The sequence below is a fragment of the Pseudomonas sp. B5(2017) genome, assembly GCF_002112825.1.
GTDB classification, from domain to species: Bacteria; Pseudomonadota; Gammaproteobacteria; order Pseudomonadales; family Pseudomonadaceae; genus Aquipseudomonas; species Aquipseudomonas putida_Z.
In genome coordinates, this window is the sequence record NZ_NEIR01000009.1 from 183,437 (window position 1) to 209,976 (window position 26,540).

A 26,540-nucleotide genomic window follows, 5' to 3' on the forward strand; every position below is an offset into this window, starting at 1 on the left:
AGTCGCCCCCGGCCATACCCCCATCTGGCGTGCCGCCATGGCGGCTGGCGGGCAGTAATGTTAAAAGTAGTGGTTCATTGGCCGCACCGTCGGCCGATCACTATTGGACGCGCAGCACGCGCAGGAATAGACGCGTTTTGAAGAAATCCACCGCAACTCCAGCTCCCTTGCCCGTCCCCCTGTGGCGGCAGCAGCTGCATTATCGCCTCAAGGAAGGTGCGTTGATCGCTGTCGGCGCCCTGTGCCTGTACCTGTGGATGGCGCTGCTGACCTACGATACGTCGGACCCGGGCTTCAGCCACACCAGCAACGTCGACCAGGTGCAGAACGCCGCCGGGCGTGCCGGTGCCTACTTCGCCGACATCCTGTTCATGGTGCTGGGGTACTTCGCCTACATCTTCCCGCTGCTGCTGGCGATAAAGACCTGGCAGATCTTCCGCGAACGCCACCAGCCCTGGGACTGGAGCGGCTGGCTGTTCTCCTGGCGGCTGATCGGCCTGGTGTTCCTGGTGCTGTCTGGTGCGGCGCTGGCGCATATCCATTTCCACCCGCCTGCGAGCATGCCGTTCTCCGCCGGTGGCGCACTGGGCGAGAGCCTGGGCGACCTGGCGCGCAACCTGCTGAACGTGCAGGGCAGCACGCTGATGTTCATTGCCCTGTTCCTGTTCGGCCTGACCGTGTTCACCGACCTGTCGTGGTTCAAGGTGATGGACCTGACCGGCAAGATCACCCTCGACCTGTTCGAGCTGGTGCAGGGCGCCGCCAACCGTTGGTGGGAAGCACGCAACGAACGCAAGCGCCTGGAGGCGCAGCTGCGCGAGGATGAACCGGTGGTCAAGGCCGCGCCAATGGCCGCCGACAAGCGCGAACCGGCCAAGCCGGCGCTGCGCGAGCGCATCTTCAAGCGTGAAGAAGCACCTGCCCAGCCGGTCGAGCCACGTGAGCCAACCCTGTCGCGCGAGCCTGTGGTGCCACGCGAGTCGCCGGCACCACGTGAGCCGGTAATCTCCCGCGAACAACCTGCCGCGGCCCCTATGATCGTGCCGCCGACACCCGCCAGGGCGCCGGAGCCGAGCAAGCGGGTGATGAAGGAGAAGCAGGCGCCACTGTTCGTCGACAGCGCGGTGGAAGGCACCTTGCCGTCGATCTCCATCCTCGACCCGGCCGAACAGAAGAAGATCGAGTACTCGCCGGAATCTCTGGCCGGTGTCGGCCAGCTGCTGGAAATCAAACTCAAGGAATTCGGCGTGGAAGTGGCGGTGGACTCGATCCACCCGGGCCCGGTGATTACCCGTTACGAAATCCAGCCGGCCGCCGGTGTGAAAGTCAGCCGTATCGCCAACCTGGCCAAGGACCTGGCGCGTTCGCTGGCAGTGACCAGTGTGCGTGTGGTCGAGGTCATCCCCGGCAAGACCACCGTGGGTATCGAGATCCCCAACGAGAACCGGCAGATGGTGCGTTTCTCCGAAGTGCTGGCTACGCCGCAGTACGACGAGCAGAAGTCGCCGGTCACCCTGGCCCTGGGCCACGACATCGGCGGCAAGCCGGTGATCACCGACCTGGCCAAGATGCCGCACCTGCTGGTGGCCGGTACCACCGGTTCCGGTAAGTCGGTGGGTGTGAACGCTATGATCCTGTCGATCCTGTTCAAGTCCAGCCCGGAAGACGCGCGGCTGATCATGATCGACCCGAAAATGCTTGAACTGTCGATCTACGAGGGCATCCCGCACCTGCTGTGCCCGGTGGTCACCGACATGAAGGATGCCGCCAACGCCCTGCGCTGGAGCGTGGCCGAGATGGAGCGGCGCTACAAGCTGATGGCGGCCATGGGCGTGCGTAACCTGGCCGGCTTCAACCGCAAGATCAAGGACGCCCAGGAAGCCGGCGAGATCATCCATGACCCGCTGTACCGCCGCGAGAGCATGGACGATGAGCCGCCTGCGCTGAAAACCCTGCCGACCATCGTGGTGGTGGTCGACGAATTCGCCGACATGATGATGATCGTCGGCAAGAAGGTCGAAGAGCTGATCGCCCGTATCGCCCAGAAGGCACGTGCGGCCGGTATCCACCTGATCCTCGCTACCCAGCGCCCGTCGGTGGACGTGATTACCGGCCTGATCAAGGCCAACATCCCGACCCGCATGGCGTTCCAGGTGTCGAGCAAGATCGACTCGCGGACCATCATCGACCAGGGTGGTGCCGAACAGCTGCTGGGCCACGGTGACATGCTGTACATGCCGCCGGGCACCAGCCTGCCGATTCGTGTGCACGGCGCGTTCGTCTCCGACGACGAGGTGCACCGCGTGGTGGAAGCGTGGAAGCTGCGCGGCGCCCCGGACTACAACGACGACATCCTCAACGGCGTCGAGGAGGCCGGCAGCGGCTTCGAAGGCGGCGGCGGTGGTGGCGATGGCGAAGATTCGGAAAGCGACGCCCTGTATGATGAGGCCGTGCAGTTCGTGCTGGAGAGCCGCCGCGCGTCCATCTCGGCCGTGCAGCGCAAACTGAAGATCGGCTACAACCGCGCCGCCCGCATGATCGAAGCCATGGAAATGGCCGGCGTGGTCACCCCCATGAACAGCAACGGCTCGCGGGAAGTGATAGCCCCGGGCGGCCCGCGCGACTGACGAACACCTTGCCGGGCGCCAACGGTGGCGCCCGGCCTTTTCAATGCTCGATGAGGACTCCCATGCGCGCGATTCGCATGCTGTTGGTTTCTGCCCTGGCCGCGGCTTCTGTGTCGGCCACCGTATCGGCTTATGCCGGTGAGCAAGACGTACAACGCCTGACCCAATTGCTGGAAAAGTCGCAGACCATCGAGGCCAACTTTTCCCAGCTGACCCTGGACGCCGGCGGCACCAGCCTGCAGGAAACATCCGGCAAGATGACCGTCAAGCGCCCGGGCCTGTTCTACTGGCACACCGATGCGCCGCAGGAGCAGGTGGTGGTATCCGACGGCAAGAACGTCACCCTGTGGGACCCGGACCTGGAGCAGGCCACCATCAAGAAGCTCGACCAGCGCCTGAACCAGACCCCGGCGCTGCTGCTGTCCGGTGACGTGTCGAAGATCAGCCAGAGCTTCGACATCAGCTCGAAGGAGCAGGGCGAAGTGATGGACTTCACCCTCAAGCCGAAGACCAAGGACACCCTGTTCGACTCGCTGCGCGTGTCGTTCCGCAAGGGCCTGATCAACGACATGCAGCTGATCGACAGCGTCGGCCAGCGCACCAACATCCTGTTCAATGGCGTGAAAGCCAACCAGGCGGTGCCGGACAGCAAGTTCAAGTTCGACATCCCCAAAGGCGCGGACGTCATCAAGGAGTAACCAGAGCTCGCCATGGACCTGTTTCGAAGCGAACCCGTCGCCCAGCCCCTGGCCGCTCGCCTGCGCCCGTCCAACCTGGACGAGTACGTCGGCCAGGAGCACCTGCTGGCGCGCGGCAAACCGCTGCGCGAGGCGCTGGAGCAGGGTGCGCTGCACTCGATGATCTTCTGGGGGCCGCCTGGGGTGGGCAAGACCACCCTCGCGCGGCTGCTGGCGCAGTTCTGCGACGCGCACTTCGAAACGGTGTCGGCGGTACTGGCCGGGGTGAAGGAGATTCGCCAGGCGGTCGAAGTGGCCAAGCAGCAGGCTGGCCAGTACGGCCGCCGTACCATCCTGTTCGTCGACGAAGTGCACCGCTTCAACAAGTCGCAGCAGGATGCCTTCCTGCCCTATGTGGAAGACGGCACCCTGCTGTTCATTGGCGCCACCACCGAAAACCCGTCGTTCGAGCTGAACAACGCATTGCTGTCGCGGGCGCGGGTGTATGTGCTCAAGAGCCTGGACGAGGCGGCGCTGCGCAAGCTGGTCAACCGCGCGCTGACTGAAGAGCGCGGCCTGGGCAAGCGCAACCTGCGGGTTGGTGACGACGCCTTCAAGATGCTGATGGCCGCCGCCGATGGCGATGGCCGGCGCATGCTCAACTTCCTGGAAAACGCCTCGGACCTGGCTGAAGACGGCAGCGAGATCGACGTCGAGATGCTGCAGAGCCTGCTCGGCGACAGCCGCCGCCGCTTCGACAAGGGGGGCGAGGCGTTCTACGACCAGATTTCCGCGCTGCACAAGTCGGTGCGCGGCTCCAACCCCGATGGCGCCCTGTACTGGTTCGCGCGCATGCTCGACGGCGGCTGCGACCCGCTGTACATCGCCCGCCGCGTGGTGCGCATGGCCAGCGAGGACATCGGCAACGCCGACCCGCGCGCGCTCAGCCTGTGCCTGGCGGCCTGGGATGTGCAAGAGCGCCTGGGCAGCCCCGAGGGCGAACTGGCAGTGGCCCAGGCCATCACCTACCTCGCCTGCGCACCGAAGAGCAACGCGGTGTACATGGGCTTCAAGACCGCCCTGCGCGAGGCCGCCGAGCACGGTTCGCTGGAAGTGCCGCTGCACCTGCGCAACGCCCCGACCAAGCTGATGAAGCAACTGGGCTATGGCGACGAGTACCGCTATGCCCACGATGAACCCGACGCCTATGCCGCCGGCGAAGACTACTTCCCCGAGGAGCTCGAGCCGCGCCAGTACTACCAGCCGGTGCCTCGTGGCCTGGAACTGAAGATTGGCGAGAAGCTGCGCCACTTGGCCGACCTTGACCGCAACAGCCCCCGCCAGCGGAGAAAACCGTGATTGCACTGATTGCCGCCGTCAGCGCTGGCGGTATTGCCGGTACCTTGTTGCGCTTTGCTACCACCAACTGGGTGGCTGCCCACTGGCCACGGCACTTCTATCTCGGTACGCTGGCGGTCAACCTGATTGGCTGCCTGCTGATCGGCCTGCTCTATGGCCTGTTCCTGCACAAGCCGATCGTGCCGGTCGAGCTGCGCGCCGGGCTGATCGTCGGCTTCCTCGGTGGCCTGACGACTTTTTCCTCCTTTTCGCTGGATACCGTACGCCTGCTGGAAAGCGGGCAAGTGCCGCTGGCTCTGGGCTATACCGGTATCAGCGTGGTGGGCGGGCTGCTCGCGACCTGGGCCGGCCTGTCCCTGACCCGATTCTGAACCAACACCTACACATAACGAGAGAACGATATGCTCGATTCCAAACTGTTACGCGGCCAACTTCAGGAAGTGGCGGATCGCCTGGCCTCCCGTGGCTTCAGCCTGGATGTCGCGCGCATCGAATCACTGGAAGAGCGCCGCAAGGCTGTGCAGACCCGCACCGAGCAGCTGCAGGCCGAGCGTAACGCCCGTTCCAAGTCCATCGGCCAGGCCAAGGCCAAGGGCGAAGACATTGCGCCGCTGATGGCCGACGTCGAGCGCATGGCCAACGAACTGGCTGCCGGCAAGACCGAGCTGGACGGCATCCAGGCTGAACTGGATGGCATCCTGCTGACCATCCCCAACCTGCCGGACGCCAGCGTACCGGTCGGTGCCAGCGAAGACGACAACGTCGAAGTGCGCCGTTGGGGCACGCCGAAGGCCTTCGACTTCGAAATCAAGGACCACGTCGCCCTTGGCGAAGTCAGCGGTGGCCTGGACTTCGAAGCCGCCGCCAAGCTGTCTGGCGCACGCTTTGCCGTGCTGCGCGGCCCGATCGCCCGCCTGCACCGCGCCCTGGCGCAGTTCATGATCAACCTGCACACCGGCGAGCACGGCTACGAGGAGCACTACACCCCGTACCTGGTCCAGGCCCCGGCCCTGCAGGGCACCGGCCAGCTGCCGAAGTTCGAGGAAGACCTGTTCAAGATCAGCCGCGAAGGCGAGGCCGACTTCTACCTGATCCCGACCGCCGAAGTGTCGCTGACCAACCTGGTGGCCGGTGAAATCCTCGACGCCAAGCAGCTGCCACTGAAACTGGTTGCCCACACCCCGTGCTTCCGCAGCGAAGCCGGTGCTTCCGGCCGTGACACCCGCGGCATGATCCGCCAGCACCAGTTCGACAAGGTCGAGATGGTGCAGGTGGTCGAGCCATCCAAGTCGATGGAAGCCCTGGAAGGCCTGACTGCCAACGCCGAGCGCGTGCTGCAGCTGCTGGAGCTGCCGTACCGCGTGCTGGCCCTGTGCACCGGCGACATGGGCTTTGGTGCGGTGAAGACCTACGACCTGGAAGTGTGGGTACCAAGCCAGGACAAGTACCGCGAAATCAGCTCGTGCTCCAACTGCGGTGACTTCCAGGCGCGCCGCATGCAGGCCCGCTGGCGCAACCCGGAAACCGGCAAGCCAGAGCTGGTGCACACCCTCAACGGCTCCGGCCTGGCCGTAGGCCGTACCCTGGTTGCCGTGCTGGAAAACTACCAGCAGGCCGACGGTTCGATCCGTGTGCCGGAAGTGCTGAAGCCTTACATGGGCGGCGTCGAGGTTATCCGCTAAATGGATTACCTGCCGCTGTTCCACAAGCTGCAGGGCGGCCGCGTGCTGGTCGTTGGCGGCGGTGAGATCGCCTTGCGCAAGGCGCGCCTGCTGGCCGATGCCGGCGCCGCGCTGCGCGTGGTGGCACCGGATGTCGACGGCCAGTTGGCCGCGCTGGCCCGGGAAGGTGGCGGCGAGGTGCTGGTGCGCGGCTATCAGGCAGCCGACATGGTCGGTTGCCGGCTGGTGATCGCGGCCACCGACGACCCCGGGCTCAATGCCCAGGTGTCGGCGGATGCGCAGGCCCTCAGCCTGCCGGTCAACGTGGTGGATGCGCCGGCCCTGTGCACGGTGATCTTCCCGGCGATCGTCGACCGTTCGCCGTTGGTGGTTGCGGTATCCAGTGGCGGGGATGCTCCGGTGCTGGCGCGGTTGATTCGCGCCAAGCTGGAGGCCTGGATCCCGTCCGCCTATGGCGAGCTGGCCGGCCTGGCCGCGCGCTTCCGCGACAAGGTCAAGGCCTTGTACCCGGACGTCAACCAGCGCCGTGGCTTCTGGGAAACCGTGTTTCAGGGGCAGATTGCCGAGCGCCAGCTGGCCGGGCAGGGCGCCGAGGCCGAGCGCCTGTTGCAGGCGATGGTCGACGGTGCACCGGTGCAGCAGGGCGGTGAGGTGTACCTGGTGGGGGCGGGCCCGGGCGATCCGGACTTGCTGACCTTCCGTGCCTTGCGCCTGATGCAGCAGGCCGATGTGGTGCTGTACGACCGCCTGGTGGCACCGGCGATCATCGAGATGTGCCGCCGCGATGCCGAGCGTATCTACGTGGGCAAGCGTCGCGCCGACCATGCCGTGCCTCAGGACCAGATCAACCGCCTGCTGGTCGACCTGGCCCGGCAGGGCAAGCGTGTGCTGCGCCTGAAGGGCGGCGACCCGTTCATCTTCGGCCGGGGCGGCGAAGAGATCGAAGAACTGGCCGAGCATGGCATCCCGTTCCAGGTGGTGCCGGGCATTACCGCGGCCAGTGGGTGTTCCGCCTATGGTGGGATTCCGCTGACTCACCGCGACTATGCCCAGTCAGTACGTTTCGTGACCGGGCACCTGAAGGATGGCACCAGCAACCTGCCTTGGCATGACCTGGTGGCGCCGGCACAGACTCTGGTGTTCTACATGGGCTTGGTGGGCTTGCCGACCATCTGCGCCGAGCTGATTCGCCATGGCCGCGCGGCCAGTACCCCGGCGGCGCTGGTGCAGCAGGGGACTACGCGTAATCAGCGGGTGTTCACCGGCACCTTGGCGGACTTGCCGGAGCTGGTGGCCCAGCATGAAGTGCATGCGCCGACCCTGGTGATTGTCGGGGAAGTGGTGCAGTTGCGTGACAAGCTGGCCTGGTTCGAAGGTTCGCAGAACAGCTGAAATCGTTGGGGCCGCTTTGCGGCCCATCGCGACATAAGGCAGCTCCTACAGGAGATAGCGATCCCCTGTAGGAGCTGCCTTGTGTCGCGATGGGCTGCAAAGCAGCCCCTGCAATCTCAAGCCTGCCAAATCCCCTTGCCTGCCAACCGCTCCCGATCATGGGGCAGGTTGAAGTCTTGCAGCGGCCCCTTGGGCACGATCCCGTTCGGGTTGATGGTCTTGTGGCTCATGTAGTAGTGCTTCTGGATATGCTCCATGTCCACTGTGCCCGCCACCCCCGGCCACTGGTACAGCTCACGCAGCCAGTTCGACAGGTTGTGATAATCGCTCAGGCGGCGCAGGTTGCACTTGAAATGTCCGTGGTACACCGCATCGAAGCGCACAAGGGTGGTGAACAGGCGCACATCGGCCTCGGTCAGGTATTCCCCGGCCAGGTAGCGGTTGCGGCTCAGCAAGTCTTCCAGGTAGTCCAGTTCGTTGAACACTTCGTCAAACGCCGCCTCGTAGGCTTCCTGCGTAGTGGCAAAGCCTGCGCGATACACGCCGTTGTTCACCGCCGGGTAGATGCGCTCGTTCAGCGCCTCGATGGTCGGGCGCAGCGGCTCTGGGTACAGGTCCAGTGTATTGCCGGTCAGTTCGTTGAACGCGCTGTTGAAGATGCGGATGATCTCCGACGACTCGTTGTTGACGATGCGTTTCTCTTTCTTGTCCCACAGCACCGGTACAGTCACACGGCCGGTGTAGTGCGGGTCATCCTGGGTGTAGCGCTGGTGCAGGTACTGCAGCGCGTCGAGGTGGTCACCGCTGGAGCCTTGCTGCTGGTCGAAAGTCCAGCCATGGTCCTGCATCAGCCAGCTGACCACCGACACATCGATCAACGGCTCCAGGCCCTTGAGGGCACGGAAGATCAGGGTGCGGTGCGCCCATGGGCAGGCCAGCGAGACGTACAGGTGGTAGCGGCCAGCTTCGGGAGCGGGCAGCTGATTGCGGCGTTGGGCGTTTTCGCGTTTGAACGTGCCGTCCTTGCCGTTTTCATACCACTGGTCATGCCAGCGGCCGTCGATCAAAAGGCCCATGGTGAGCTCCTCGGAACAAAGTTGTTTGTCGTTGGAGCCCAGTCTAGGGGAAAACGTTCGAATAACTAGCGCAAAGACTGCACTCTTACTATCTAGTTATTCGATTGGTTGCGTGCGCCCCAGTAACCGCGTGCCGTGGCGAAAGCCTGCTCACGGTCCTGGCCCAGGCCGCGCAGGGCCAGGGCGATGGTCGCGACCACGGCCATTTCACCGTAGCTGTCCTCGGCCTCGCCACGCCAGACCGCCAGCAATTGCTCGGGTTGCAGGCTTGGCGGCTTCACGTGGCGGCGTTCGCTCAGCGCTGCCCATTCCTCGTCCCAGGCTTCGCCGGCGGTGGTGCCGTACAGATGGCTGATGACATCGGGGTTTACCTCGATCTCGCCGCCATCACCCTTGATTACCACGGCATGGTCGCCCAGCAGGCGGCTGGCCTCGCGGTGCACCGCCTGGTAACCGGGGTGGAAGATGCTCTGCAGGCCACAACGCGCAGCCAGCGGGTTGAGCACCCGGGCCAGCGAGTGGATGGGCGAACGCAGGCCCAGGGTGTTGCGCAGATCGATCATGCGCTGCAACTGCGGGGCCCAGTCCTGCAGCGGGAAGAAGGCCAGGCGCTGCTGGTCCAGGGCCCGGCTGACCGCAGCCCAGTCACGGCACAGTGGAATTTCCAGCAGGGACAGCAGTTGCTCGGTGTACATGCGCCCGGCGGTATGCGCACCGCCACCGTGCATCAGGATGCGCACACCATTGTTGGCCAGGCATTTGGCAGCCAGCAGGTACCAGGGCAGGTGGCGCTTCTTGCCAGCGTAGGTGGGCCAGTCCAGGTCAACGGCGATGCGCGGCGCCTGCAAGTGGGCGCGCAGGGCCTCGGTGAAGCCGGCCAGTTCTTCGGCGCTTTCTTCCTTGTGCCGCAGCAGCATGAGAAAGGCACCGAGCTGGGCATCTTCGACCTTGCCTTCCAGCAGCAGGGTCATGGCCGTGCGAGCTTCTTCACGGGTCAGGCCACGCGCGCCGCGCTTGCCTTTGCCAAGAATGCGCACGAACTCGGCGAACGGGTGTTCGGCAGGGGTTTCCAGGGTAAGCGGGCGAGGTTCTGTCATATGCAGTTGGTCGGCTTGGGCAGGCCCGCCAGCTTGGCGGCCAGTTTGGCGGGAGTGCCGTTGAACAGGCGGTTGAGGTGCGGGCTGTTGCCCTTGTCCGGGCCCAGTTTGAGGGCCGTGTACTTGATCAGCGGGCGCGTGGCCGGGGACAGCTGGAATTCCTGGTAGAACTGGCGCAGCAGTTCGAGGATTTCCCAGTGGTCCGCCGTCAACGGGATGCCCTCGCGCGCGGCCAAAGCCTCGGCGGCGGCATGCGACCAGTCTTGCAGGTCGACCAGGAAGCCGTCCTTGTCCAGGGCGATCGCCTGATCGCCAACGTTGAGGGTATTCATAGCCAGCTGTTGACCTTGTCGTAATGCAGCGACAGTTCGACGAACCCGGCGTAGTCCACGGCCTTGGCCAGCTCGTTGCCGACCGCGCGGGCCTGCACGTCTTCTTCCAGGGCGAACAGGCGCTGGGCCAGGCCGGCGGCTTGCAGCTGTTGGTGCGGTTCGCTGCCGCTGCGCAGGGCATATACAGCATCGCCGCACAGCAGCAGGGCGTCGTCGGTGCCGAGCAGGCGCAGGCAGCTGGCCAGGCGCTCGTCGCCAAACGGGGAGTGGGCAATTACATGCAGGGTCGTCATCAGAGCGTTACCACCTGGTCGAAACGGGCGATCAGCGCGGCCAGGGCCGTGTCGTCCAGCACTTGCACCGGCAGCACCAGAGTGTCGGCTGCCAGGCCGCGGCGAGTGAGGCTGTGGCTGCAGGCGAACAGCTCCTCGACGCCGAACATTGGCAGCGCCTGCAAGTTGGCGGCCAGGTTCTTCTGTTGCACGGCGGTGGGCTGCTGGTCTGCAGCGAGCTGGAACACGCCGTCATCGAGGAACAGCATGCCCAGCGGCAGATCGAACGCGCCGCCAGCCAGGGCGATGTCCAGTGCTTCACGGGCCGATGGGCCGTTCCAGGGCGCCTGGCGGCTGATGATCAACAAGGATTTGGCCATTTCAGTCGCCTCCGAAGCAGACAAGGCGATCGGCAACCTGTGCCGCCTCATGTAGCTGGCCAAGCCCCGACAGCTCCCAAGGCTTGGGCAGGTTCACGGCCGGGCGCTGGTAGCGGTTGGCCTCGGCCTCGTCGAGCACGCCACGGCGCAGCGCGGCGGCGATGCACACCACGGCGTCCAGCTGGTTGGCTGCAATGAAGGCGCGCCATTGGCCGGCAACATCCAGCTCGTCCTGGGGGGCGACCACGTTGGCCGAGGCACTGTGTACCCCGTCCTGGTAGAAGAACAGCCGGGCAATCTCATGCCCGCCGGCCAGCACCGCCTCGGCGTAGCGCAGGGCGCGCCGCGAGGAGGGCGCATGGGCCGGGGAGAACACCGCGATAGCGAATTTCATGGATAACTCATGCAAAAGGAATGGTGCCATGATAAAGCAAAAAAGCCCGCGCCCGCTTGTGCATGGCGGGGCGGGCTTTCTGTCTTGCACCAATCTTCAGGTCTACGCGGCTTCGTGTAGGAGCGGCCTTGCGTCGCGACGGGCTGCAAAGCAGCCCCATGGCCCTGACAGAAGGACTCCAGGCTCAGGCCTGTTCCTTGCTCTCCGGCAAGAACCAGTTCAACACCAGGGCACAGATACCCCCGGTAGCCACGCCCGACTCCAGCACATTGCGAATCGCCGCCGGCATGTGCGCCAGGAACTCCGGCACCTGCGCCACACCCAGGCCCAGGGCCAGGGATACAGCGATGATCAGCAGGGCACGACGGTCCAGGCGAGTGCTGGCCAGGATATTGATCCCCGAAGCCGCAACCGCCCCGAACATGACCATGGCCGCACCACCCAGCACCGGCTCCGGCACCGCCTGGATCACCCCGGCAACGCTCGGGAACAGCCCCAGCAGCACCAGCATCACGGCAATCCACATACCGATATGGCGGCTGGCGATCCCGGTCAGCTGAATCACGCCATTGTTCTGGGCAAAGATTGAGCTCGGGAAGGTGTTGAACAAGCCGGCCAGCAGCGAGTTGGCCCCGTTCACCAGTACACCGCCCTTGATCCGCTGCATCCACACCGGCCCTTCGACCGGCTGGCGCGACACCTTGCTGGTGGCGGTGACGTCACCGATGGCTTCCAGCGAAGTTACCAGGTAGATCACCAGCATTGGGATGAACAGTGCCCAGGAGAAGCCCAGGCCGAAGTGCAGCGGCGTCGGCACCTGGAACAGCGCGGCTTCGTGCATGCCGGTGAAATCCAGGCGGCCCAGGTAACCGGCCAGCGCATAGCCGACCGCCAGGGCGATAACGATGGCGCAGCTGCGCATCCACACTACCGGAATGCGGTTGAGGATGACGATGATCGCCAGCACCACGCCCGACAGCAGCAGGTTCTCGCCATTGGCGAAGGTGCCATTGGCCATGGCGCCGAAGCCACCACCCATGCTGATCAGGCCGACCTTGATCAGGGTCAGGCCGATCATCAGCACCACGATGCCGGTGACCAGCGGGGTAATCAGGCGTTTGACGAAGGGCAGGATGCGCGACACGCCCATCTCGACGAACGAGCCGGCGATTACCACACCAAAGATGGCCGCCATCACGCCTTCAACCGGCGTACCTTGCTTGACCATCAGCGCCCCGCCGGCAATCAGCGGGCCGACGAAGTTGAAGCTGGTGCCCTGGACGATCAGCAGCCCGGCACCGAACGGCCCGAAGCGCTTGCACTGGACGAAGGTGGCGATACCCGAGATGACCAGCGACATGGAGACGATCAGGTTGGTATCACGTGCGGAAACCCCCAGCGCCTGGCAAATCAGCAGGCCAGGGGTGACGATCGGCACGATGATCGCCAGCAGGTGCTGCAGTGCTGCCAGCAGGCCGATCAACAGCCGTGGCTTGTCCTCAAGACCAAGCACCAGTTCATTGGCAGGCGCCGCCGCGCCTGGGCTGTGTTCGTGTGAGCTCATTGCGAAAAGCTGCCCCGGAAGAAAAAAGGAGCGCATTCTACGGGGTGATGGCGAATTGGGGTAGAGAAAAGCACGATGGCGGCATGATCGACGACCATTCGCCTGATTATCTGACTTTATGGTCAATTATTGGTGCTGTTTGTTCAAGCCTGAAACCTGCGCGGACCCTGTGGGAGCGGGTTCACCCGCGAAGAAACCAACGCGGTGCCTGGCACCGGCTGCGCCGGTGTTCGCGGGTGAACCCGCTCCCACAAAAAAGCCCGCCGAAGCGGGCTTTCTCTTGCAGCAATCAATCAGTCATCACGACCCATGATGCCAAACAGCTGCAGCAGGCTGACAAACAGGTTGTAGATCGACACATACAGGCTGATGGTCGCCATGATGTAGTTACGCTCGCCACCGTGAATGATCGCGCTGGTCTGGAACAGGATGCAGACCGACGAGAACAGCACGAAGCCAGCGCTGATCGCCAGTTGCAGGCCGCTGATCTGGAAGAAGAAGCTGGCCACGACAGCACCCAGCAGGACAAAGAAGCCCGCAGTGATGAAGCCGCTGAGGAAGCTCATGTCCTTGCGGGTAATCAGCACATAAGCCGACAGACCACCGAACACCAGGGCAGTCATGGCAAATGCCGAGCTGACCACTTCGGCGCCACCGGCCATGCCCAGGTAGCGGTTGAGGATAGGGCCGAGGATAAAGCCCATGAAGCCGGTGAGGGCGAAGGTGGACACCAGGCCCCAGGCCGAATCACGCAGTTTGTTGGTAAGGAAGAACAGCCCGTAGAAGCCGATCAGCACCACGAACACGTTCGGGTAGCCGACGCGCATCTGCTGGGCCACGAAGGCCATGACACCGCTGAAGGCGAGGGTGAGCGCCAGCAGGCTGTACGTGTTGCGCAGGACCTTGCTGATCTCCTGCTGCTCGACCTGCTGGCCGTGGTGTACGGCGTAATCCTGTTCGCGCATGGCGACACTCCTTGGTAAACCTGTGGTTTTCAGACGTTCAGATGCTAGGAGTCTATCAGAGCTCCCGCAACCCGCGACACAGAGAGTTTGACAGCTTGTTTCATTACGGTATTATGGCGGCCGCAAAACGAGCTGGAAGCGTGGCCGAGTGGTTTAAGGCAACGGTCTTGAAAACCGTCGATGGGCAACTATCCTAGAGTTCGAATCTCTACGCTTCCGCCACATTCAAAGCCCTGATTATTCAGGGCTTTTTGCGTTTTTGGGGCATAGAAAAACTCCCCATGGGAACACCATTGGGAATGGTTTATTTCGGAAGCGCTTCCGATACTTTCTTACTTGGTCGGTTTCGCCAGGGCCCCAACTCGGCGATATACCCGCTCGGTTATGTCGCCCTTGGTGTGGCCCAGAAGCAGACTCGCGTGGTCGACATCAACGATTTCGGATGCTGCTTTCGGGCGGATGTCACGGAACTGGAATTGGCTAATACGGCCAGCCAGCACCTGGTCGCCTGCGGCTACTGCTTCTTTCACAGCTTCCTCCCGGGCATCGTCCCAGCGATGGCGAAGCATGGCGGCCGTGACGCGCTTTCCTGACTCGGTCAGCAGGAGATACGGCGAGCCGTGCGGTGCGTTCCGCTCCAGTATCTTCCGGATCAAGGCGCCCAGGCCGCTTTCAACCCCATCCACCTCAAGCATGATCCTCAGCTTCTTGTGGGTCTTCTTCTGCTTCACACCGAGGGCCTTATCCTCGATGTCATCTCTTCTCATCACCAGTACGTCCGCCGGACGCTGGCCCGTCAGATACGCCAGGTCCATGGCGTCCTTCAGCTCGCCCACCGCTTTCGCGTAAACCGCGTTCCAGATTGCATCGTTCGCATAGAAGTCTCGGGGCACTTCTTTGTTCTTCCGTACGCCCTGGCAGGGGTTCTCTTTGGTGGTTAGCCCCCATTCCCGCGCCATGTTGTAGACGTGCGATAGGAGGGCGATCTCCCTATTTGCGCGCACCGGCGCCGACCGTGCATCTCGGTACTGGGCGACAAGCGCTGGCGTAATTGCCTCGATGGGAGCTTTGTCGAAAAACGGTCGCAACTGCCGGAGCTCTGCCAGGTTGTCTTTCTGTGTGCGCTCGCCCTTCTTGGGGATAATGTCGCGCTCATAGCGATCAAAGATTGCCCCCATCAGCAGCAAGTCGCGCGGTTTTTCCCGGGCCTCCAGCTCTGCCCATTTTATCCGGGCCAGACTGAGGTCCGTGCCCAAGGCGATTTCCTTGCCGTCCTTGTCGCGGTAGTAGTAGCTAATCCACGCCTTGTTCGGGTTCTTCTTGCTCTTGCTGGTGCGCTTGCGCCGGTACACGCCCGGCGGTAAATCCCTGTTCTCTGTGCTACGGGGGCGCATATCACCTCACCTTTGAAAAATCTGGCGTCCACGCTGGTGTGGGTGGCGGGGGCGGCGGTGCCAGCGGCACTACCTCAAGGGTTACGCCCAACTTCATGCGGGCATACTGACGGCCTACCAGGGGCCGGCCGCCGCGGCTTTCGACGAAGTGCCAGCCGCGCTCGTTGAGCCAGCGGCGCTGCCAGCCCCTGGCCTTGTAGCCGGTCAGGTCGGCCAGCTCTTCGTCCGAAAGAATCTCGGTTTCCATGGGATGGTCTCCACGCCGCCGGTGGCGGCAGGCTAGTCAGGCGGGGATTTTGTCCAGTACCGAGTTGGCTTCCTTGATGGCTGCCTGGGCGTCGTTGACGTAGGCCGGGTCGAATCCGCCGGCGTAGTGGATCACGCGCTGGCAGGCGTCCAGCTCTTTGCGTGCCAGGCGCAGGGCATGGACAAGCTCGTGTTGCAGCGCGCCTTCGGCTCGCCCGATATCCCAGAACTCCTGGCCCCAGTGGCCAGCTGGTGGAGGGTTGTTGTTCTGCTTGCCAGCTGCAAGGGCTCCGATGATGACGTCACAGACCGAGCGCTTGTAGGCGTTGTCGCCATCAAGACTGAGGCCGCCGCGGCGGCGCAGAGTGTTGATGACCTCGTCAACGTTCAGGCCGCTGTCCTTGAGCACGATGTCGAGCTCGGGCTTATCCGGGGTGTAGATGACCAGGGCCAGCTTTGCGCCTGGCCAGAGTTCGGCCGCGATGCGCTCCAGGCAGTCATTGGCGGTTTGATGAAATTGGTGAGTTACGGACATAGGAAATCCTCGCCCGCGCATGTCGGCGGGCTTGAGTAATTGGGGGAGGGGTTAGCGTTGGCGGTCGAAGAAGTTGCCTGCTTTGCGCTGGAAGGTCAGGTGAGCCCATTGGCGGGCTGCGTTTCCTGCCTGAACGAGTGAGGTGGCGTCGGTTGAGTAGCCGACATGCAGGACTTCGTCACCTGCTGCACTGCTGAGTACGATCATGGCTGCCAGCGGCTCGCGCTCCACCTCGTTGCCTTCGATGTGCTGGGCGATTTCGCGGAACCAGTCGGCCAGCCTCTTGCGCTCTGCTTGGTTGGCCAGCACCTGGTTGTTTTGGGCTCGGCGCTTAAGCGGAAACTGGAAAACTTCGGCGCTCATCGCGGCCCCCTGTAGATCAGGTAGGCCATGTAGGCGAGGGCGATCATTCCTGAGCATCCTGCGTCACGCCCAGTTCGCCCATTACCTCGGTGGCAATGGCGAAGCCCGGCGAGCCCAGCGGGCACTCCTGAATGATGCGGTTCAGCCCATCGATCAAGTCGCGGGCCGTGCCGATCATCATGTCTGCGTCGGCGTCCATATCCAGGCCGAGAGCTTCGCCAATGCTGCCGATGGACACACAGGCATCCAGCAGCATGCTTTTACTGCGCTCGGCCTCCTTGCTCAGAGCCTCGTTCTCGGCCCTAAGCTTGTCGTAGGCCTCAGCCATCACGACATCCGGGCCGTGCGGGTCGTAGTTGATGCGGTTGCCCGCTTCGGAAAGCATCTTGACGGCTTTGTAGCGGTGAACTTCGGTCATGGCATGAGCTCCTTCGGCACCTGGACGGTATCGCCGAGTTTGTAGTGGACGAGTCCGCGGCAGAACGCGATGAGGGCGGTGGGGCCGTAGCACCAGACGCCCGCGCCCTCCGGACCGCCGCTATAGCAGGCGTCATCGGCCATTCCTGGGCAGTGCTGGGCGCTGCCTCGGTGCCTGTCGATTAGCTGGCCGCCTTGCGCCCAGTGAGTGGACGGGCGGTAACCGAAGCCCTCCGTAGCGCCTCGGATGCTGATGCTGGTAGGTATACCGTCGCGGTGCCATACGGTTGTCCGGCATTCCGGATCTATGATGAACCCCGCGGCCTTGGCCACCGCCCAGTCCAGGGGTGCGCCGATGAGGTTGGATACCCTCAATTCGATCAGGTCGGTCATGGCGCCACCTTCAGGCCATGAGCCTCGATGGCCATCCGCACGTCGTGGATGTAGGCCGCCTCATTGAAACAGCCGCCCTCCACGTCATCGAAGTGTTCTTGGTAGGCCTTGCTGGCACGATCCGGCATCTTTACCACCACGGCATCGCGGGACTCTTTCCAGCCGGCAACCCAGGCGCAGTAGAGCCAGTGCGTACCGCTCACGGCGTAGGAGCCGTGATTGCCCTTGGTCAGGTCGACCTCGATGAACGCCGATTCCGTCCAGGCCTCGAACTGCTCGCGCATCATGTTCGTCACAGCTGATACCTCTCATCAATCCAGCGCCCAGGCGCCAGTGCGGGTGTAGGTTCGGGTTGTGTTTCGTGCGGGGAGAGCTGGCGCTGGTTGCCGGCCTGCGGGTTGATTACTGGCGCGCATTTCGTTTGCGGCTCGGGGTCAACTCCAGCGCCGGTGACGAAGACCAGCAGGCAGAACAGGAAGGCAACTGCGATGATCTCGTCCAAGTCGAAAAGGCCGCCCGTTGCTTTACGGACTGGATCGTTGGCGCCGATCATTGCTCGACCCTCTTGAACTCGACGACCCAGACCCATGGGTTGGCGTCCCAGTCCCCGCCGGTGGAGTTCCACAGCTCGGCGAAAGCATCAAAGGCCTGGGTGACGGGCATGAACTCGTACATTGAGCGGGCCAGGCCTTCTTTGCAGATCTGGCCGATGGTGATGTGCTGCAGCAGCTCGATTCGAACCTCGGTGATCTCCAGCAGAATGCGGCTTGCCCAGCGGGGCATGTGGATGCTCGGTCTTGCACGCCAAATCCGGTCCGGGTCGGCGGCGGAGTAGGAACCGTTGCGCAAGGCACGGGGATAGTGGCGGTTCGGCTCATTTGGCGGCTCGCCATCAGCGCGGTAGTGGATGCGGCGAGAGCCATTCCACTTGTCGCAGTCGCCTTCAGAGTATGAGGAAGTCCATTCACCTGCCTGCCAGAAGCTTTCTCGCCCCCACAACAGGTCACCTGGTTGGCCATAAGGGCAGAGGTCGGCGTAATAGCCGGCGCTGTTCGGGTGCACCTTGCCATCCGCCGGCAGCTTATGGCACTCGCCCAACTGAACGCCGTAGCCAATTTCCTTGAGTGACCTTGCGCTGACCACGCGACGGGTAACCGTTTTTCGGCCATCCAGTACAGCGCTGGCCATCGGCCCGTTGAACAGCATCGGCCGTTCCTTTGCTTGAGACATAGCTTCGCCTTGGCCGCCATATCGCGGCAGTGAATAGACATTGAGGAAAGGTGGTTTAGTGGAAGGAGAACAGGTCTACATCCGCTGGGCTGTAGAGGCGGGTGGCCTGGTTTGCGGACGCTCTATAAGGCAGATCTGTTGCCTGGGATACCATAGACTCCGGCTTTTTTGCGGCAATGCGTTGTGCCATCATTAAGCCTTCATGGTATCTCAGGAAGGGTGTCAGGTTGAACGACGGTAGCGCTGATGAGGGTGTAAAGATGGCAATAGACCAGTTGGGAATTGAGGCTGAAGTTGATGACGATGATTTTGAATCCCTTGAAGAGGAACTTCATCTTATAGCGAGCGCCATTGAACGTTTCGTACATACCGTCAGGGATATCCAAGAATGCGCTAGAACTTGCCTTCCGCAGGCGAGCAAAAGATTCACTGATAACTACAATGAAATCAGAGAATCGCTTGATGCCAATCAAAAAATCCTCGAGTCTGAAGCTTCGCCCGAAGAAAAGCTGGTTGCTGCTAGAGAACTTAGGAAAGCAATCCGAAAAAGCGAAAGATTCCAGAATGATGCGACTGTTAGTACATTAGAGCGTAGCTTGTTTATTGGCATGTTTACCTGCTTTGACAGTTTTGTGGGTGAGTTGCTTGAGGGTGTTTACTCTGTTTGCCCGGAGTTATATAAGGCCCTTGGGTCTCAGTACACAGCTGCTGAGGTGCTAGAGTACGATACTCTTGGAGAGTTTAAGGTTGCAGTTCTTGAAAAAGAAATTGAAACGATAAGGCGCAAAAGTTATGGGGAGCAGTTCAAGGAGTTCGAGCGAAGATTTAAGTTTGAGAGTCTAACTAAATTTGATAGCTGGCCATTGTTTATCGAGGCGTCGCAGCGACGTAATCTGTTTACACATTGCAATGGAATAGTGAGTCAGCAATACCTGAAAGTCTGTGCAGAAGCTGGATACAAAATCCCGGAAGATTGCGAGATCGGTAAGCAGCTAAGCATCAATGTAAAATATTTTTGGACTACGAGCAGGATAATAACCGAAGTTGGGGTAATGCTTGGTCATACAGTGTGGCGAAAATTGCTTGAGTCCGAGAGGCGTAAGGCAGATTCAGAGCTAAATTATCTCATTTATGATTTTCTTCAGTTGGGGCATTTTAGGACAGCAGAGTCGTTATGTAAGTTTGCAAGCGGAATCCCTAAGAAATCCGATGATGTAATGGCCAGAATGTTTACTTTGAATCATGCTATCGCCGCAAAAGAAATTGGCGGGTTGAGCGCAGCGAAGCGAATATTGGATAAGAAGGACTGGTCTGCCGTTATCTATGATTTTAGATTGGCGAGGGCTGTTCTTCTGGAAGAGTATGAAGAGGCTAAATGTCTAATGATAAGGATTGGCAGAAAAGGTGAGATTGTATGCGAAGAGGCATATCATGATTGGCCACTTTTCAGAAAGTTCAGAGAACGGCAAGAGTTCCTAGAAGGGTACGAGACGGTTTATGGGGTTAAGTATCTGACTAAACTTTCAGAAATCGTGCACGACACACATGCTGATACGGTGGCTAAAGCTGAGGCAGAAGCTAAAGCAGAAGCTGCAGAAGATGCCGATGTAGTAATAGATACAGCGCGGTCTTAGGTCCTTGCGAAGGTTGGAAAACAAAAAGCCACTTAGTAGTGGCTTTTTGTTTATTGCCAGGGTTTAACGATTACATTTCTTTCATCGCAGTTTCCCTTCTGCTGGCTATGTTTGCACTTCATTCTTTATCATTTAGAGCCAACGGAGTCAAGTGGGCTCGTCCTGAGTGGAAGGCACCTAAGCTGGCGCGCATTGTTCTGCTGAGCTATCAATTCATGGCTGACTCGACCCCGTGGAGGTCGCCATGACACTGAAAAGCGATACCCAGGCCCTTGCCTCGATCGAGGAAGAAGCCCAGGCAATGCTGAAAAAGATCGGTCTGCCGGATGACCACCTGAAGAAGGAAATGGTCATCAGCCTGCGCCAGATCATCGCGATTGCCCGCTACCGGAAAGGCCTTGGCACCGACCCTGCCGTTGAATAGGGGAAGGCGCTGGCGGGCAGCGCGGGTCAGGTGGTGATCGGGAATTGCTTGGCCAGGGCCTGCTGCACTGTCGCGATTATCCGGCAGAGGTAGTCCCAGTCAGGATTGCGCTCCATGGCGTCGGTTGGCAGGTTCCACCAGTCGTCACCGAACACGCGGTGCATAAACTCGCGGTGGGCACCGCCGCACTCATCGAGCGAGCTGGTGTGTCGAACATCCTCGGCCTCGTCGAGCAGGCTTCGGGCATCTTCTGCGTCCAGGTCCCGGTCACGCCGCATTTGCACGATCACCTTCCGCGCTTTGTCGGCCAGCGCTTCAGCACTGAACCGGCGAGAGCTCAGCGCCCGGTCGAAGTAGCCGATGATGTAGGCGTCGTGCAGCTTGCAGAAGAACTGGCCGATGGTCAGGCCATCCCACATGCCGCCCCAGTAGGCGTGCCAGGTCTTGTCGTAGCAGCTGACGGTGATCTTGCCCTTGCAGGGCGCGAAGTCTTCCAGGTAGACGCTGATCGGGTCGAGGCCGTGTACCTCGGTGATCAGCAGCTTAGTAACCGTCGAGGTTTCGACGTTCATGGCTTTCTCCATGCATGCGCCGCCCTCCGTGGCCGGATGCGGCTGTGATGTGAAAAAATAAAGATGCTGATAAATTAGTGCCTCCGAATGGGAGGGCATATGGAAGACGCACTAATCATCCCGCTTGTAGGCGCGATAGCAGTAGCTCTGATAGGTGGCGGTATATCTCTTGCGCTTGCGATATTAACTAAGGATCAGAAGACATCGGAGTTTCGACAGGCGTGGATTGATGCCCTAAGGGATGATGTTTCAAAGCTCGTTGCTCATATGTCCGTTGTTAAGTCAATATCCACTATCGTTAAGGAGATGCCAGAGGATGAGAAGCAAAAATTTATCCTATCAAAGCAAGAGCATTTCCTTGAGACCGTTGTGGTTGTTACTCGAATCAGACTTCGTCTGAACCGAAAGAAGGATAAAAAACTCATTGACCTTGTCGCCAAAACAGACGGTCTTGGCAAAAACCCGGATGCATACGTCCAGCGAGTAGAAGATATTGTTGTCGAGGCCCAGTCTGTTCTGAAGACTGAGTGGAAACGAGTCAAAAAAGGAGAATGGTCCTTCCGGCTGCTCAAGTATTTTTCTCTTTTGGTGTTACTCGGAGGAACATGGATGAGTTACACGGTTTGGAAACATGGTTTGGCAGGGTTGGCGGCTCTAATTGGGTAGAACTACTCAACCCGCTGGGGGGCAGATTGATGTGCTGCTGGCGCCGGCCGTGCCGGACGCGTGCGGTGATGCGTTTCATGCTGCTTTCTGCTGATTCCAGGCGCCGACAGCGGCAAAGATCTTGGCGGCCTCTGCTTCGTCGAGCGTTGTGTCGGTGGGGATGGCGATCCAGCCGGCCGCCACCAGGTGTTTGGGGTTGGCTGTGGCCCGCAGGTCGGTGTAGGTAGCCTCGATCACATCGGTCAGGTGCTCGGCCCGGTAGTTGCCCTGTGGAGCGACCTCGATCGATTTGTGGTAACGCTCGCCGAACTCCGTCCGGCACAGCACGCTGAGGTAAATGGTCCAGCGGTGCGGGATGTCGCAGACGGCGTCTACGACCTGGCGCACGCGGATCTGCTTGAGGTTCTTCCAGTTGATCAGCACCTGCTGGCCGCTGGGGTCGATATTAACCACGGCCGCGTGGTTGGCCGATACCAAGGCCCTGCAGGTGCGCTCCAGCCTGGTACGCATGTTGTGCGGCTTGCGCTTGCTCATTGCATGCCGCCTTGCTTGCTCGCCGCGCCTGCCTCCATCGCATCCACAAACCGCATGGCCGTCTGGTAGCTGTAGGCAAAGCCCTGCTTGGCGCCCGTGGCGATTTCGATCACATCCCAGATCTTGCCCTTGCCAGAGGCCTGATAGCGCGGGGCGCCTTTGCCTATCTTAGCGAAGGCCTCGTCACGGGCTTCCTGAGTGCGAGCCAGGAGCGCCTTGAGCGTGTCCACCTTCTCTTGGAAGGCCGGGTGCATTGTTGTCTGCATGGGGGATCCTCGGGAGGGTCAGGCGTGGAGCTCGAAGGCCTCGGCCTTGCGAACGATTCGAACTTGGGCGGTGCGGCGCTCCGGCGCGCGGCGGTCGCGGCGCATGGGGTCGCTGTCGTTGATCACCGCATGCATGGCAATGAGAGCGGCGAGGGCGATGCAGAGCGGGCTGATGATGTTCTGGCGCATGGCCTTGGTGACCGCCTCGATACGGCGGCCGGCTTCGAGTTTGTACAGCGCGGCCTCGATGCGGTTGGCCACGGTGCCTGGGCTCACCGCCATCTGCCGGGCGATTTCTTTGGTGGTGAGGCCTTGAGCCACCCATAACAGTGCTTCGAGCTCACGGGGAGCCAGCGCCTTGCCGAGCTGGCCAATCCATGAGCCGCAGGTGATCGTGTCCATGAGGTGCTACCTCGGTTTGGCACCGTCCAGCGCTTCGCGCAGCTGCAGGACGAGCGCGGTGGGAATGGTGAGTGATCGGCTGTCCTCGTCGATCGAGTCCAGCGATGCAATTAAATTGCGCGATGCGGCGTGTACGGCTTCGAGCCGTGGCTTCGGGATCGAAGGGCCCTTCATAGAGCCGGCTGTTACCCGCTTCTTGCCGCTTGCCTGGGCTTTTTCCAGCTCGGCGCCTAAAATCTTCCCGGCGCCGTCGCCGTGTTCTCGAACAACCTGAGCAGCTGTAGTCGCCGAAACATGGCCGGCGGCTACCAGGTTCTGCACATCAGTGTTTGCGTTGCCTACCGTGAGAACCTGTTCGACATGCTGCCGCGTCTTCCCAACCTTCGTGGCGATTTGCTCTACCGACCAGCCAAAAGCGCGGAGCCGCTTGTAGCCTTCAGCCAGCTCAAGAGGGGAAAGCTTTTCGTTCTCCTGGCTGGTGATGATGCGTGCCACCCGATCAGCATCGCTGCCTTCGAAGGCGATCACGGGCACCCAAGCTTCATGCACCTCAGGACGGTCTTTGTTCGGTGTCCGAGGAAGCCTTCCTTCGGCGTCGAGCTTCAAAAGCGCTCGGCGCCGGCGGTGACCATCGACAAGCCAAACACCACCTTCGGCTCGAGGACGAACTTCCAGCGGTGGGATCTGGCCGCCCGCAGCTATGAATTCTGCAAGTGCGTTGATACTCGCTTCGAGAGCATCACCCTCCGTGCGCAGGTTAAAACCAGGTTCTTCGTGCAGGTCCTCGAGTTGAACCTTCATGGCATCGGCGCGCCGCACCTCGCCATCCTTGATCATTTGTTTGAACGACTTTGCCATTTGAGTTCGCTTCCGTTGGGCTGCATTGGTCGTGACGCTCGCTGCCGTCTACCTCCCGGACCAGGGGAGGGCAAACGCCACGACCGATGCAGCCTGGTGATGGGGAACCAGGTTGATCGGGCAGTTTTCGTCAGGCTGACGCGGAGCTACTGCTGGGTTCGCAGTTCGTTGCGTGGCACCCATCCGTTGCTGGTTTTCACCATGCAACCGACGAATGCGGCGTAGCGGGTGTCGCGCTCGGTTTGGTGGCCGTACCAGGCGCAGGTGCCGTAGTCGATGCCGCGCATGACCAGCCACACGACTGCGCCGGCCATGATCGCGAACGACGCGATACGGATCACAGGTAGTCCTTCAAGCTGAGGCCCATCAGCTTCGCCGACTTCTCAAGGACGGCCATTTCCTTGTCGTCGATGTCGCCCGAGGCTTCGGCGATGGTCAGCATGACGTTGAGGACGATGGCCGCTTCTTCTGGCGAGTGGGCCAAGTCCTTCAGCTCCTTCTCGGCGTTCATGCGCAGGATGCGATGGCCGCCGTCGTGGAAGTCCTTCTCGGCGCGGTCCATGGTGTTGGATAGCTCCGGACCGAAGCCCTTGAGCTGAGGCGTGTTGGCGATCAGCTTCTCGGTCTTCTTGATCTCGTCTTCGCCGATATCGCCGTCGGCAGCAGCGACGTAGAAGGCGCCGTAGACGATCGCCTGCATCAGGTCGCGGTTCTGAACCACCTGCATTGCAGCGCGGGCTTCACGACCTTTCTTGCCGAACAGTTTTCCAAGCATGGGGTGTTGCTCCGTGGGGTTGATTTCCCGTCTGGCCCTGTTGCCAAGGCCAGCCAGTGAAATCGAAGTGATCCAGGCGCCCATCGCTCTCTGGGCTACGCGCTTCCCCGCATTGGCATGCGCGCCACTTGGTTACCTGAACCCAGCTCACTGCATGAGGCAGCTGCTGCCCTCATGTGCCGCTGAGGGTGACGGGTGTCGAGTTGTGTAAAGAGCGGTGGCCTACTAGGCCGGCGAGGGGCAGGTGCGCCTCGATGAACAAAGTTAACCATCGGTATGCTTTTCGCGTCAATACCGATGGTTAATTTATTTTCAATGGCTGTACGCTATGATCCGGTTTACTGGATGTATGTACAGTTACTCAGGAGGTGTCATGGCCAAGCAAAACAAGACGGCGCCAACGCAGCAGCGCCAAGGAATGACCGCACTAGAGCGGTTGGGCTTGAGGGTAGCCAACATGATCAATCACCCAAAAGCGCAGGAGCAACGCTGGGTGGCCATTCATCGACTGGATACAGATGGTGATGTTGAGTGGGCCGAGATCATGAGGATTCTGGACGAAACCGACGGCCTGGAGATCACGCAGCTGGAGGAAGGTGGAATAAAAATCGAATGGGAAATGCAGAGCGACGAAGACCGAGAGGCGCCGCCTGAGGAGCTGGAGGCGCTGGAAGAAGAAGCCCCGTTCTGAAAATAAAAAGCCCGCTCACGGCGGGCTCAATCAGGCTTTTTTGGCATTCCAGATCAGCAGGACCTTCGCATGGATCGTAACGTCATCAATCCTGGCCTGCTGGTCTTTGTGTTTCTCGTTGTCGGAAATCAGCCAGAAGTGATCTTCATCGAAGAACTGCAGGCGCTTAATGTAAAGATGTCCATGCCAGGTCAGGACGTAAATGCCATCTCCGACGAACTCGTTTACCCCACGGTCAACGATTAGCGGGTCTTTGTCGTTGATAGTGCCCTCCATGCTCTGCCCCCAGCCGAAGATCATGGCCAATGCAGATTGGGAGGTATAGCTGACCCCTTTTTCGTGCAGCACGGACTCTTTCACGATCACGTTCCGCATGACTTCGGTGTAGTCGGGAGGTACCTGTCCGTGCCCCATCGAAGCGCGTATGTCGTACTGTGGGATGAAGATCTCGTCCTTCTTCACTTTCAGGCCTGAGAAATCCGCAGATACGACATTGCTTCGGCGTTCTTCGACCAGAGAATCTGCAACTGCGGCCGCGATCTTCTGCTGGGCGTCCTCGTCCAGCGTCTTGCCCGCGTGCTTTTTCAGCATCGCCATTACCTTTTCTGCTGCGCCTTTCTTGTGCTCCTGATCACCGGTCGGAAGCGAGCGCAGAGATCGAATCTCGTCCGCCAGCCGCGGGCTGAACTGTTCGACAGGAACCTCCAAAAGTCTGGCCAGCACCGCCGCGAACTTCGCATTCAGTGGGTTGAGACCCTTGAAATAGAGGTTTACCGCAGCTGGTGTGATGCCGGCCTCGTCCGCGATTTTCTTCTGACTGAGCTTCAGCTCGTTCTTGCGAGCGAGGAAAAGCGCGTGTGCCGCTTCGCATTCAGCCAGGCGGTCGGGAGGGAGGATTCGTTTCTTGGTCATGGCGCGAACATATACCAATGGTTAAAGAAAAGGGAGAAACCATCGGTATGGACAGATAATCAACCGATGGTTAATATCCGGGGTATGAACAACCGAGGCCTGATCATGAGCGAGACCCCCCTCGACAAATTCGTTGCTGAAAAAGGGCAGTCCGAAGCGGCCAGGCTTCTGCGCGTCACGGCTCCTGCCATTCACAAAGCGCTTCTCGCAAAGCGAGATATCAGCGTCTACGAACTTCCAGATGGTGGCTATTCAGCTGTCGAGCGGAGGCCTTTTCCATCCCAGCGATCTGCTGCCTGACGAAGAACTTCGCCATCTGATGGTGGTGATTATGTGAGATCTGGCATTGCGCCAGTAGATGGTTGAAACACCTGCGAATCCATCCAGTATTGGAATTGCAGACGAAAAAAA

General features: G+C 60.9%; 36 protein-coding genes and 1 tRNA gene. 12 read left to right on the forward strand and 25 right to left on the reverse strand.

From position 1 onward, the window contains the following. Positions 1–77: 77 nt before the first annotated feature. The 6 genes from CAG00_RS15565 (at position 78) to cysG (ending at position 7,737) form a co-directional block, all read left to right on the forward strand. Entirely contained in the window at positions 78–2,627 is a 2,550-nt protein-coding gene (locus CAG00_RS15565) for a DNA translocase FtsK 4TM domain-containing protein (protein WP_371257947.1), read from the forward strand. A gap of 62 nt (positions 2,628–2,689) precedes the next feature. Next, complete coding sequence (lolA, locus tag CAG00_RS15570) at positions 2,690–3,325, forward strand: outer membrane lipoprotein chaperone LolA (protein WP_015270967.1); 636 nt, start codon at positions 2,690–2,692, stop codon at positions 3,323–3,325. A 12-nt stretch (positions 3,326–3,337) separates the two neighbouring features. Continuing rightward, on the forward strand, positions 3,338–4,663 hold the full coding sequence (locus tag CAG00_RS15575) for a replication-associated recombination protein A (RefSeq protein WP_013973284.1): 1,326 nt from the start codon (positions 3,338–3,340) through the stop codon (positions 4,661–4,663). Then, entirely contained in the window at positions 4,660–5,034 is a 375-nt protein-coding gene (gene crcB, locus CAG00_RS15580) for a fluoride efflux transporter CrcB (protein WP_075045642.1), read from the forward strand. The genes CAG00_RS15575 and crcB overlap by 4 nt, the downstream gene beginning before the upstream one ends. 30 nt (positions 5,035–5,064) lie before the next feature. After that, positions 5,065–6,345 (forward strand): serine--tRNA ligase, encoded by a 1,281-nt coding sequence (gene serS / locus CAG00_RS15585; RefSeq protein ID WP_025339770.1) that lies wholly within the window; start codon positions 5,065–5,067, stop codon positions 6,343–6,345. Next, positions 6,346–7,737: a siroheme synthase CysG gene (gene cysG, locus CAG00_RS15590; protein ID WP_085664678.1), complete on the forward strand. Its 1,392-nt coding sequence runs from the start codon at positions 6,346–6,348 to the stop codon at positions 7,735–7,737. It abuts the gene before it with no gap. Between the two features lie 116 nt (positions 7,738–7,853). On the opposite strand, the gene CAG00_RS15595 is transcribed toward cysG, so the two are convergent. The 8 genes from CAG00_RS15595 to CAG00_RS15635 form a co-directional block, all read right to left on the reverse strand. After that, positions 7,854–8,813 (reverse strand): glutathione S-transferase family protein, encoded by a 960-nt coding sequence (locus tag CAG00_RS15595; RefSeq protein ID WP_013973281.1) that lies wholly within the window; start codon positions 8,811–8,813, stop codon positions 7,854–7,856. A gap of 92 nt (positions 8,814–8,905) precedes the next feature. After that, complete coding sequence (locus CAG00_RS15600; RefSeq protein WP_085664679.1) at positions 8,906–9,910, reverse strand: glycosyl transferase family protein; 1,005 nt, start codon at positions 9,908–9,910, stop codon at positions 8,906–8,908. Then, entirely contained in the window at positions 9,907–10,242 is a 336-nt protein-coding gene (locus CAG00_RS15605; protein ID WP_003258880.1) for a TusE/DsrC/DsvC family sulfur relay protein, read from the reverse strand. Before CAG00_RS15605 ends, CAG00_RS15600 begins: the two co-directional genes overlap by 4 nt. Beyond that, a complete protein-coding gene (gene tusB, locus CAG00_RS15610) occupies positions 10,239–10,535 on the reverse strand; it encodes a sulfurtransferase complex subunit TusB (RefSeq protein WP_085614914.1) in 297 nt (98 codons plus the stop codon). Before tusB ends, CAG00_RS15605 begins: the two co-directional genes overlap by 4 nt. Beyond that, on the reverse strand, positions 10,535–10,894 hold the full coding sequence (gene tusC, locus CAG00_RS15615) for a sulfurtransferase complex subunit TusC (RefSeq protein ID WP_085664680.1): 360 nt from the start codon (positions 10,892–10,894) through the stop codon (positions 10,535–10,537). Before tusC ends, tusB begins: the two co-directional genes overlap by 1 nt. A 1-nt stretch (position 10,895) precedes the next feature. Continuing rightward, on the reverse strand, positions 10,896–11,288 hold the full coding sequence (tusD, locus tag CAG00_RS15620; protein WP_013973276.1) for a sulfurtransferase complex subunit TusD: 393 nt from the start codon (positions 11,286–11,288) through the stop codon (positions 10,896–10,898). 184 nt (positions 11,289–11,472) lie between these two features. Further along, entirely contained in the window at positions 11,473–12,852 is a 1,380-nt protein-coding gene (locus tag CAG00_RS15625) for a nucleobase:cation symporter-2 family protein (protein ID WP_013973275.1), read from the reverse strand. 293 nt (positions 12,853–13,145) lie between these two features. Further along, a complete protein-coding gene (locus CAG00_RS15635; RefSeq protein ID WP_003251184.1) occupies positions 13,146–13,817 on the reverse strand; it encodes a Bax inhibitor-1/YccA family protein in 672 nt (223 codons plus the stop codon). 134 nt (positions 13,818–13,951) lie between these two features. Here CAG00_RS15635 and CAG00_RS15640 point away from each other — a divergent pair. Continuing rightward, positions 13,952–14,039, forward strand: a tRNA-Ser gene (locus CAG00_RS15640). A 110-nt stretch (positions 14,040–14,149) separates the two neighbouring features. On the opposite strand, the gene CAG00_RS15645 is transcribed toward CAG00_RS15640, so the two are convergent. From CAG00_RS15645 to CAG00_RS15685, 9 genes are read right to left on the reverse strand one after another with little or no spacing between them, the layout of a single operon-like run. Beyond that, entirely contained in the window at positions 14,150–15,211 is a 1,062-nt protein-coding gene (locus CAG00_RS15645; RefSeq protein ID WP_085664681.1) for a tyrosine-type recombinase/integrase, read from the reverse strand. 1 nt (position 15,212) lies between these two features. Next, positions 15,213–15,458 carry a DUF4224 domain-containing protein gene (locus CAG00_RS15650; RefSeq protein ID WP_085664682.1) on the reverse strand — a complete coding sequence of 82 codons (246 nt, stop codon included), beginning with the start codon at positions 15,456–15,458 and terminating at the stop codon, positions 15,213–15,215. A 36-nt stretch (positions 15,459–15,494) separates the two neighbouring features. Further along, entirely contained in the window at positions 15,495–15,992 is a 498-nt protein-coding gene (locus tag CAG00_RS15655; protein ID WP_085664683.1) for a hypothetical protein, read from the reverse strand. A 51-nt stretch (positions 15,993–16,043) separates the two neighbouring features. Beyond that, the gene (locus CAG00_RS15660) at positions 16,044–16,355 is read right to left on the reverse strand and encodes a hypothetical protein (RefSeq protein ID WP_085664684.1); all 312 of its coding nucleotides are present in this window, start codon (positions 16,353–16,355) and stop codon (positions 16,044–16,046) included. A gap of 43 nt (positions 16,356–16,398) precedes the next feature. Then, positions 16,399–16,773, reverse strand: a complete 375-nt coding sequence (locus tag CAG00_RS15665; protein WP_085664685.1) for a hypothetical protein — start codon at positions 16,771–16,773, stop codon at positions 16,399–16,401. Further along, positions 16,770–17,165 (reverse strand): phage protein NinX family protein, encoded by a 396-nt coding sequence (locus CAG00_RS15670; RefSeq protein WP_085664686.1) that lies wholly within the window; start codon positions 17,163–17,165, stop codon positions 16,770–16,772. The genes CAG00_RS15665 and CAG00_RS15670 overlap by 4 nt, the downstream gene beginning before the upstream one ends. Continuing rightward, entirely contained in the window at positions 17,162–17,461 is a 300-nt protein-coding gene (locus CAG00_RS15675; protein ID WP_139832782.1) for a hypothetical protein, read from the reverse strand. The genes CAG00_RS15670 and CAG00_RS15675 overlap by 4 nt, the downstream gene beginning before the upstream one ends. Next, on the reverse strand, positions 17,458–17,718 hold the full coding sequence (locus tag CAG00_RS15680) for a hypothetical protein (protein WP_139832783.1): 261 nt from the start codon (positions 17,716–17,718) through the stop codon (positions 17,458–17,460). Before CAG00_RS15680 ends, CAG00_RS15675 begins: the two co-directional genes overlap by 4 nt. Then, positions 17,715–18,395 carry a hypothetical protein gene (locus tag CAG00_RS15685; protein ID WP_085664688.1) on the reverse strand — a complete coding sequence of 227 codons (681 nt, stop codon included), beginning with the start codon at positions 18,393–18,395 and terminating at the stop codon, positions 17,715–17,717. Before CAG00_RS15685 ends, CAG00_RS15680 begins: the two co-directional genes overlap by 4 nt. A gap of 227 nt (positions 18,396–18,622) precedes the next feature. On the opposite strand from CAG00_RS15685, the gene CAG00_RS15690 reads away from it, so the two are divergent. Both CAG00_RS15690 and CAG00_RS15695 read left to right on the forward strand, forming a co-directional pair. Continuing rightward, entirely contained in the window at positions 18,623–20,029 is a 1,407-nt protein-coding gene (locus tag CAG00_RS15690) for a hypothetical protein (protein ID WP_256579000.1), read from the forward strand. 244 nt (positions 20,030–20,273) lie between these two features. Continuing rightward, positions 20,274–20,453 (forward strand): hypothetical protein, encoded by a 180-nt coding sequence (locus CAG00_RS15695; RefSeq protein WP_085664690.1) that lies wholly within the window; start codon positions 20,274–20,276, stop codon positions 20,451–20,453. Between the two features lie 26 nt (positions 20,454–20,479). Here the strand turns inward: CAG00_RS15695 and CAG00_RS15700 are convergent, their stop codons facing one another. Beyond that, a complete protein-coding gene (locus CAG00_RS15700) occupies positions 20,480–21,025 on the reverse strand; it encodes a hypothetical protein (RefSeq protein WP_085664691.1) in 546 nt (181 codons plus the stop codon). Between the two features lie 99 nt (positions 21,026–21,124). Between CAG00_RS15700 and CAG00_RS15705 the strand changes: the two genes are divergently transcribed. Further along, on the forward strand, positions 21,125–21,691 hold the full coding sequence (locus CAG00_RS15705) for a hypothetical protein (protein ID WP_085664692.1): 567 nt from the start codon (positions 21,125–21,127) through the stop codon (positions 21,689–21,691). A gap of 75 nt (positions 21,692–21,766) precedes the next feature. Here the strand turns inward: CAG00_RS15705 and CAG00_RS15710 are convergent, their stop codons facing one another. The 6 genes from CAG00_RS15710 to CAG00_RS15735 all read right to left on the reverse strand — a co-directional run bounded on the left by CAG00_RS15710 (position 21,767) and on the right by CAG00_RS15735 (position 24,526). After that, a complete protein-coding gene (locus tag CAG00_RS15710) occupies positions 21,767–22,225 on the reverse strand; it encodes a hypothetical protein (protein ID WP_085664693.1) in 459 nt (152 codons plus the stop codon). Beyond that, a complete protein-coding gene (locus CAG00_RS15715) occupies positions 22,222–22,491 on the reverse strand; it encodes a hypothetical protein (RefSeq protein ID WP_038408982.1) in 270 nt (89 codons plus the stop codon). Before CAG00_RS15715 ends, CAG00_RS15710 begins: the two co-directional genes overlap by 4 nt. An 18-nt stretch (positions 22,492–22,509) precedes the next feature. Then, on the reverse strand, positions 22,510–22,893 hold the full coding sequence (locus CAG00_RS15720; RefSeq protein WP_085664694.1) for a response regulator transcription factor: 384 nt from the start codon (positions 22,891–22,893) through the stop codon (positions 22,510–22,512). Positions 22,894–22,899: 6 nt separating this feature from the next. Then, on the reverse strand, positions 22,900–23,751 hold the full coding sequence (locus CAG00_RS15725) for a ParB N-terminal domain-containing protein (protein ID WP_085664695.1): 852 nt from the start codon (positions 23,749–23,751) through the stop codon (positions 22,900–22,902). A gap of 146 nt (positions 23,752–23,897) precedes the next feature. Further along, positions 23,898–24,092 carry a hypothetical protein gene (locus tag CAG00_RS15730; RefSeq protein WP_085664696.1) on the reverse strand — a complete coding sequence of 65 codons (195 nt, stop codon included), beginning with the start codon at positions 24,090–24,092 and terminating at the stop codon, positions 23,898–23,900. Beyond that, positions 24,089–24,526, reverse strand: a complete 438-nt coding sequence (locus CAG00_RS15735; RefSeq protein ID WP_085664697.1) for a tellurite resistance TerB family protein — start codon at positions 24,524–24,526, stop codon at positions 24,089–24,091. Before CAG00_RS15735 ends, CAG00_RS15730 begins: the two co-directional genes overlap by 4 nt. A 373-nt stretch (positions 24,527–24,899) precedes the next feature. On the opposite strand from CAG00_RS15735, the gene CAG00_RS15740 reads away from it, so the two are divergent. After that, positions 24,900–25,217: a DUF1654 domain-containing protein gene (locus CAG00_RS15740; protein WP_085664698.1), complete on the forward strand. Its 318-nt coding sequence runs from the start codon at positions 24,900–24,902 to the stop codon at positions 25,215–25,217. 30 nt (positions 25,218–25,247) lie between these two features. Here the strand turns inward: CAG00_RS15740 and CAG00_RS15745 are convergent, their stop codons facing one another. Continuing rightward, positions 25,248–26,129, reverse strand: coding sequence for a LexA family transcriptional regulator (locus CAG00_RS15745; RefSeq protein ID WP_085664699.1), 882 nt, complete (start codon positions 26,127–26,129; stop codon positions 25,248–25,250). Positions 26,130–26,234: 105 nt separating this feature from the next. Between CAG00_RS15745 and CAG00_RS15750 the strand changes: the two genes are divergently transcribed. Beyond that, on the forward strand, positions 26,235–26,429 hold the full coding sequence (locus tag CAG00_RS15750) for a Cro/CI family transcriptional regulator (protein ID WP_176240891.1): 195 nt from the start codon (positions 26,235–26,237) through the stop codon (positions 26,427–26,429). Positions 26,430–26,540 lie beyond the last annotated feature (111 nt).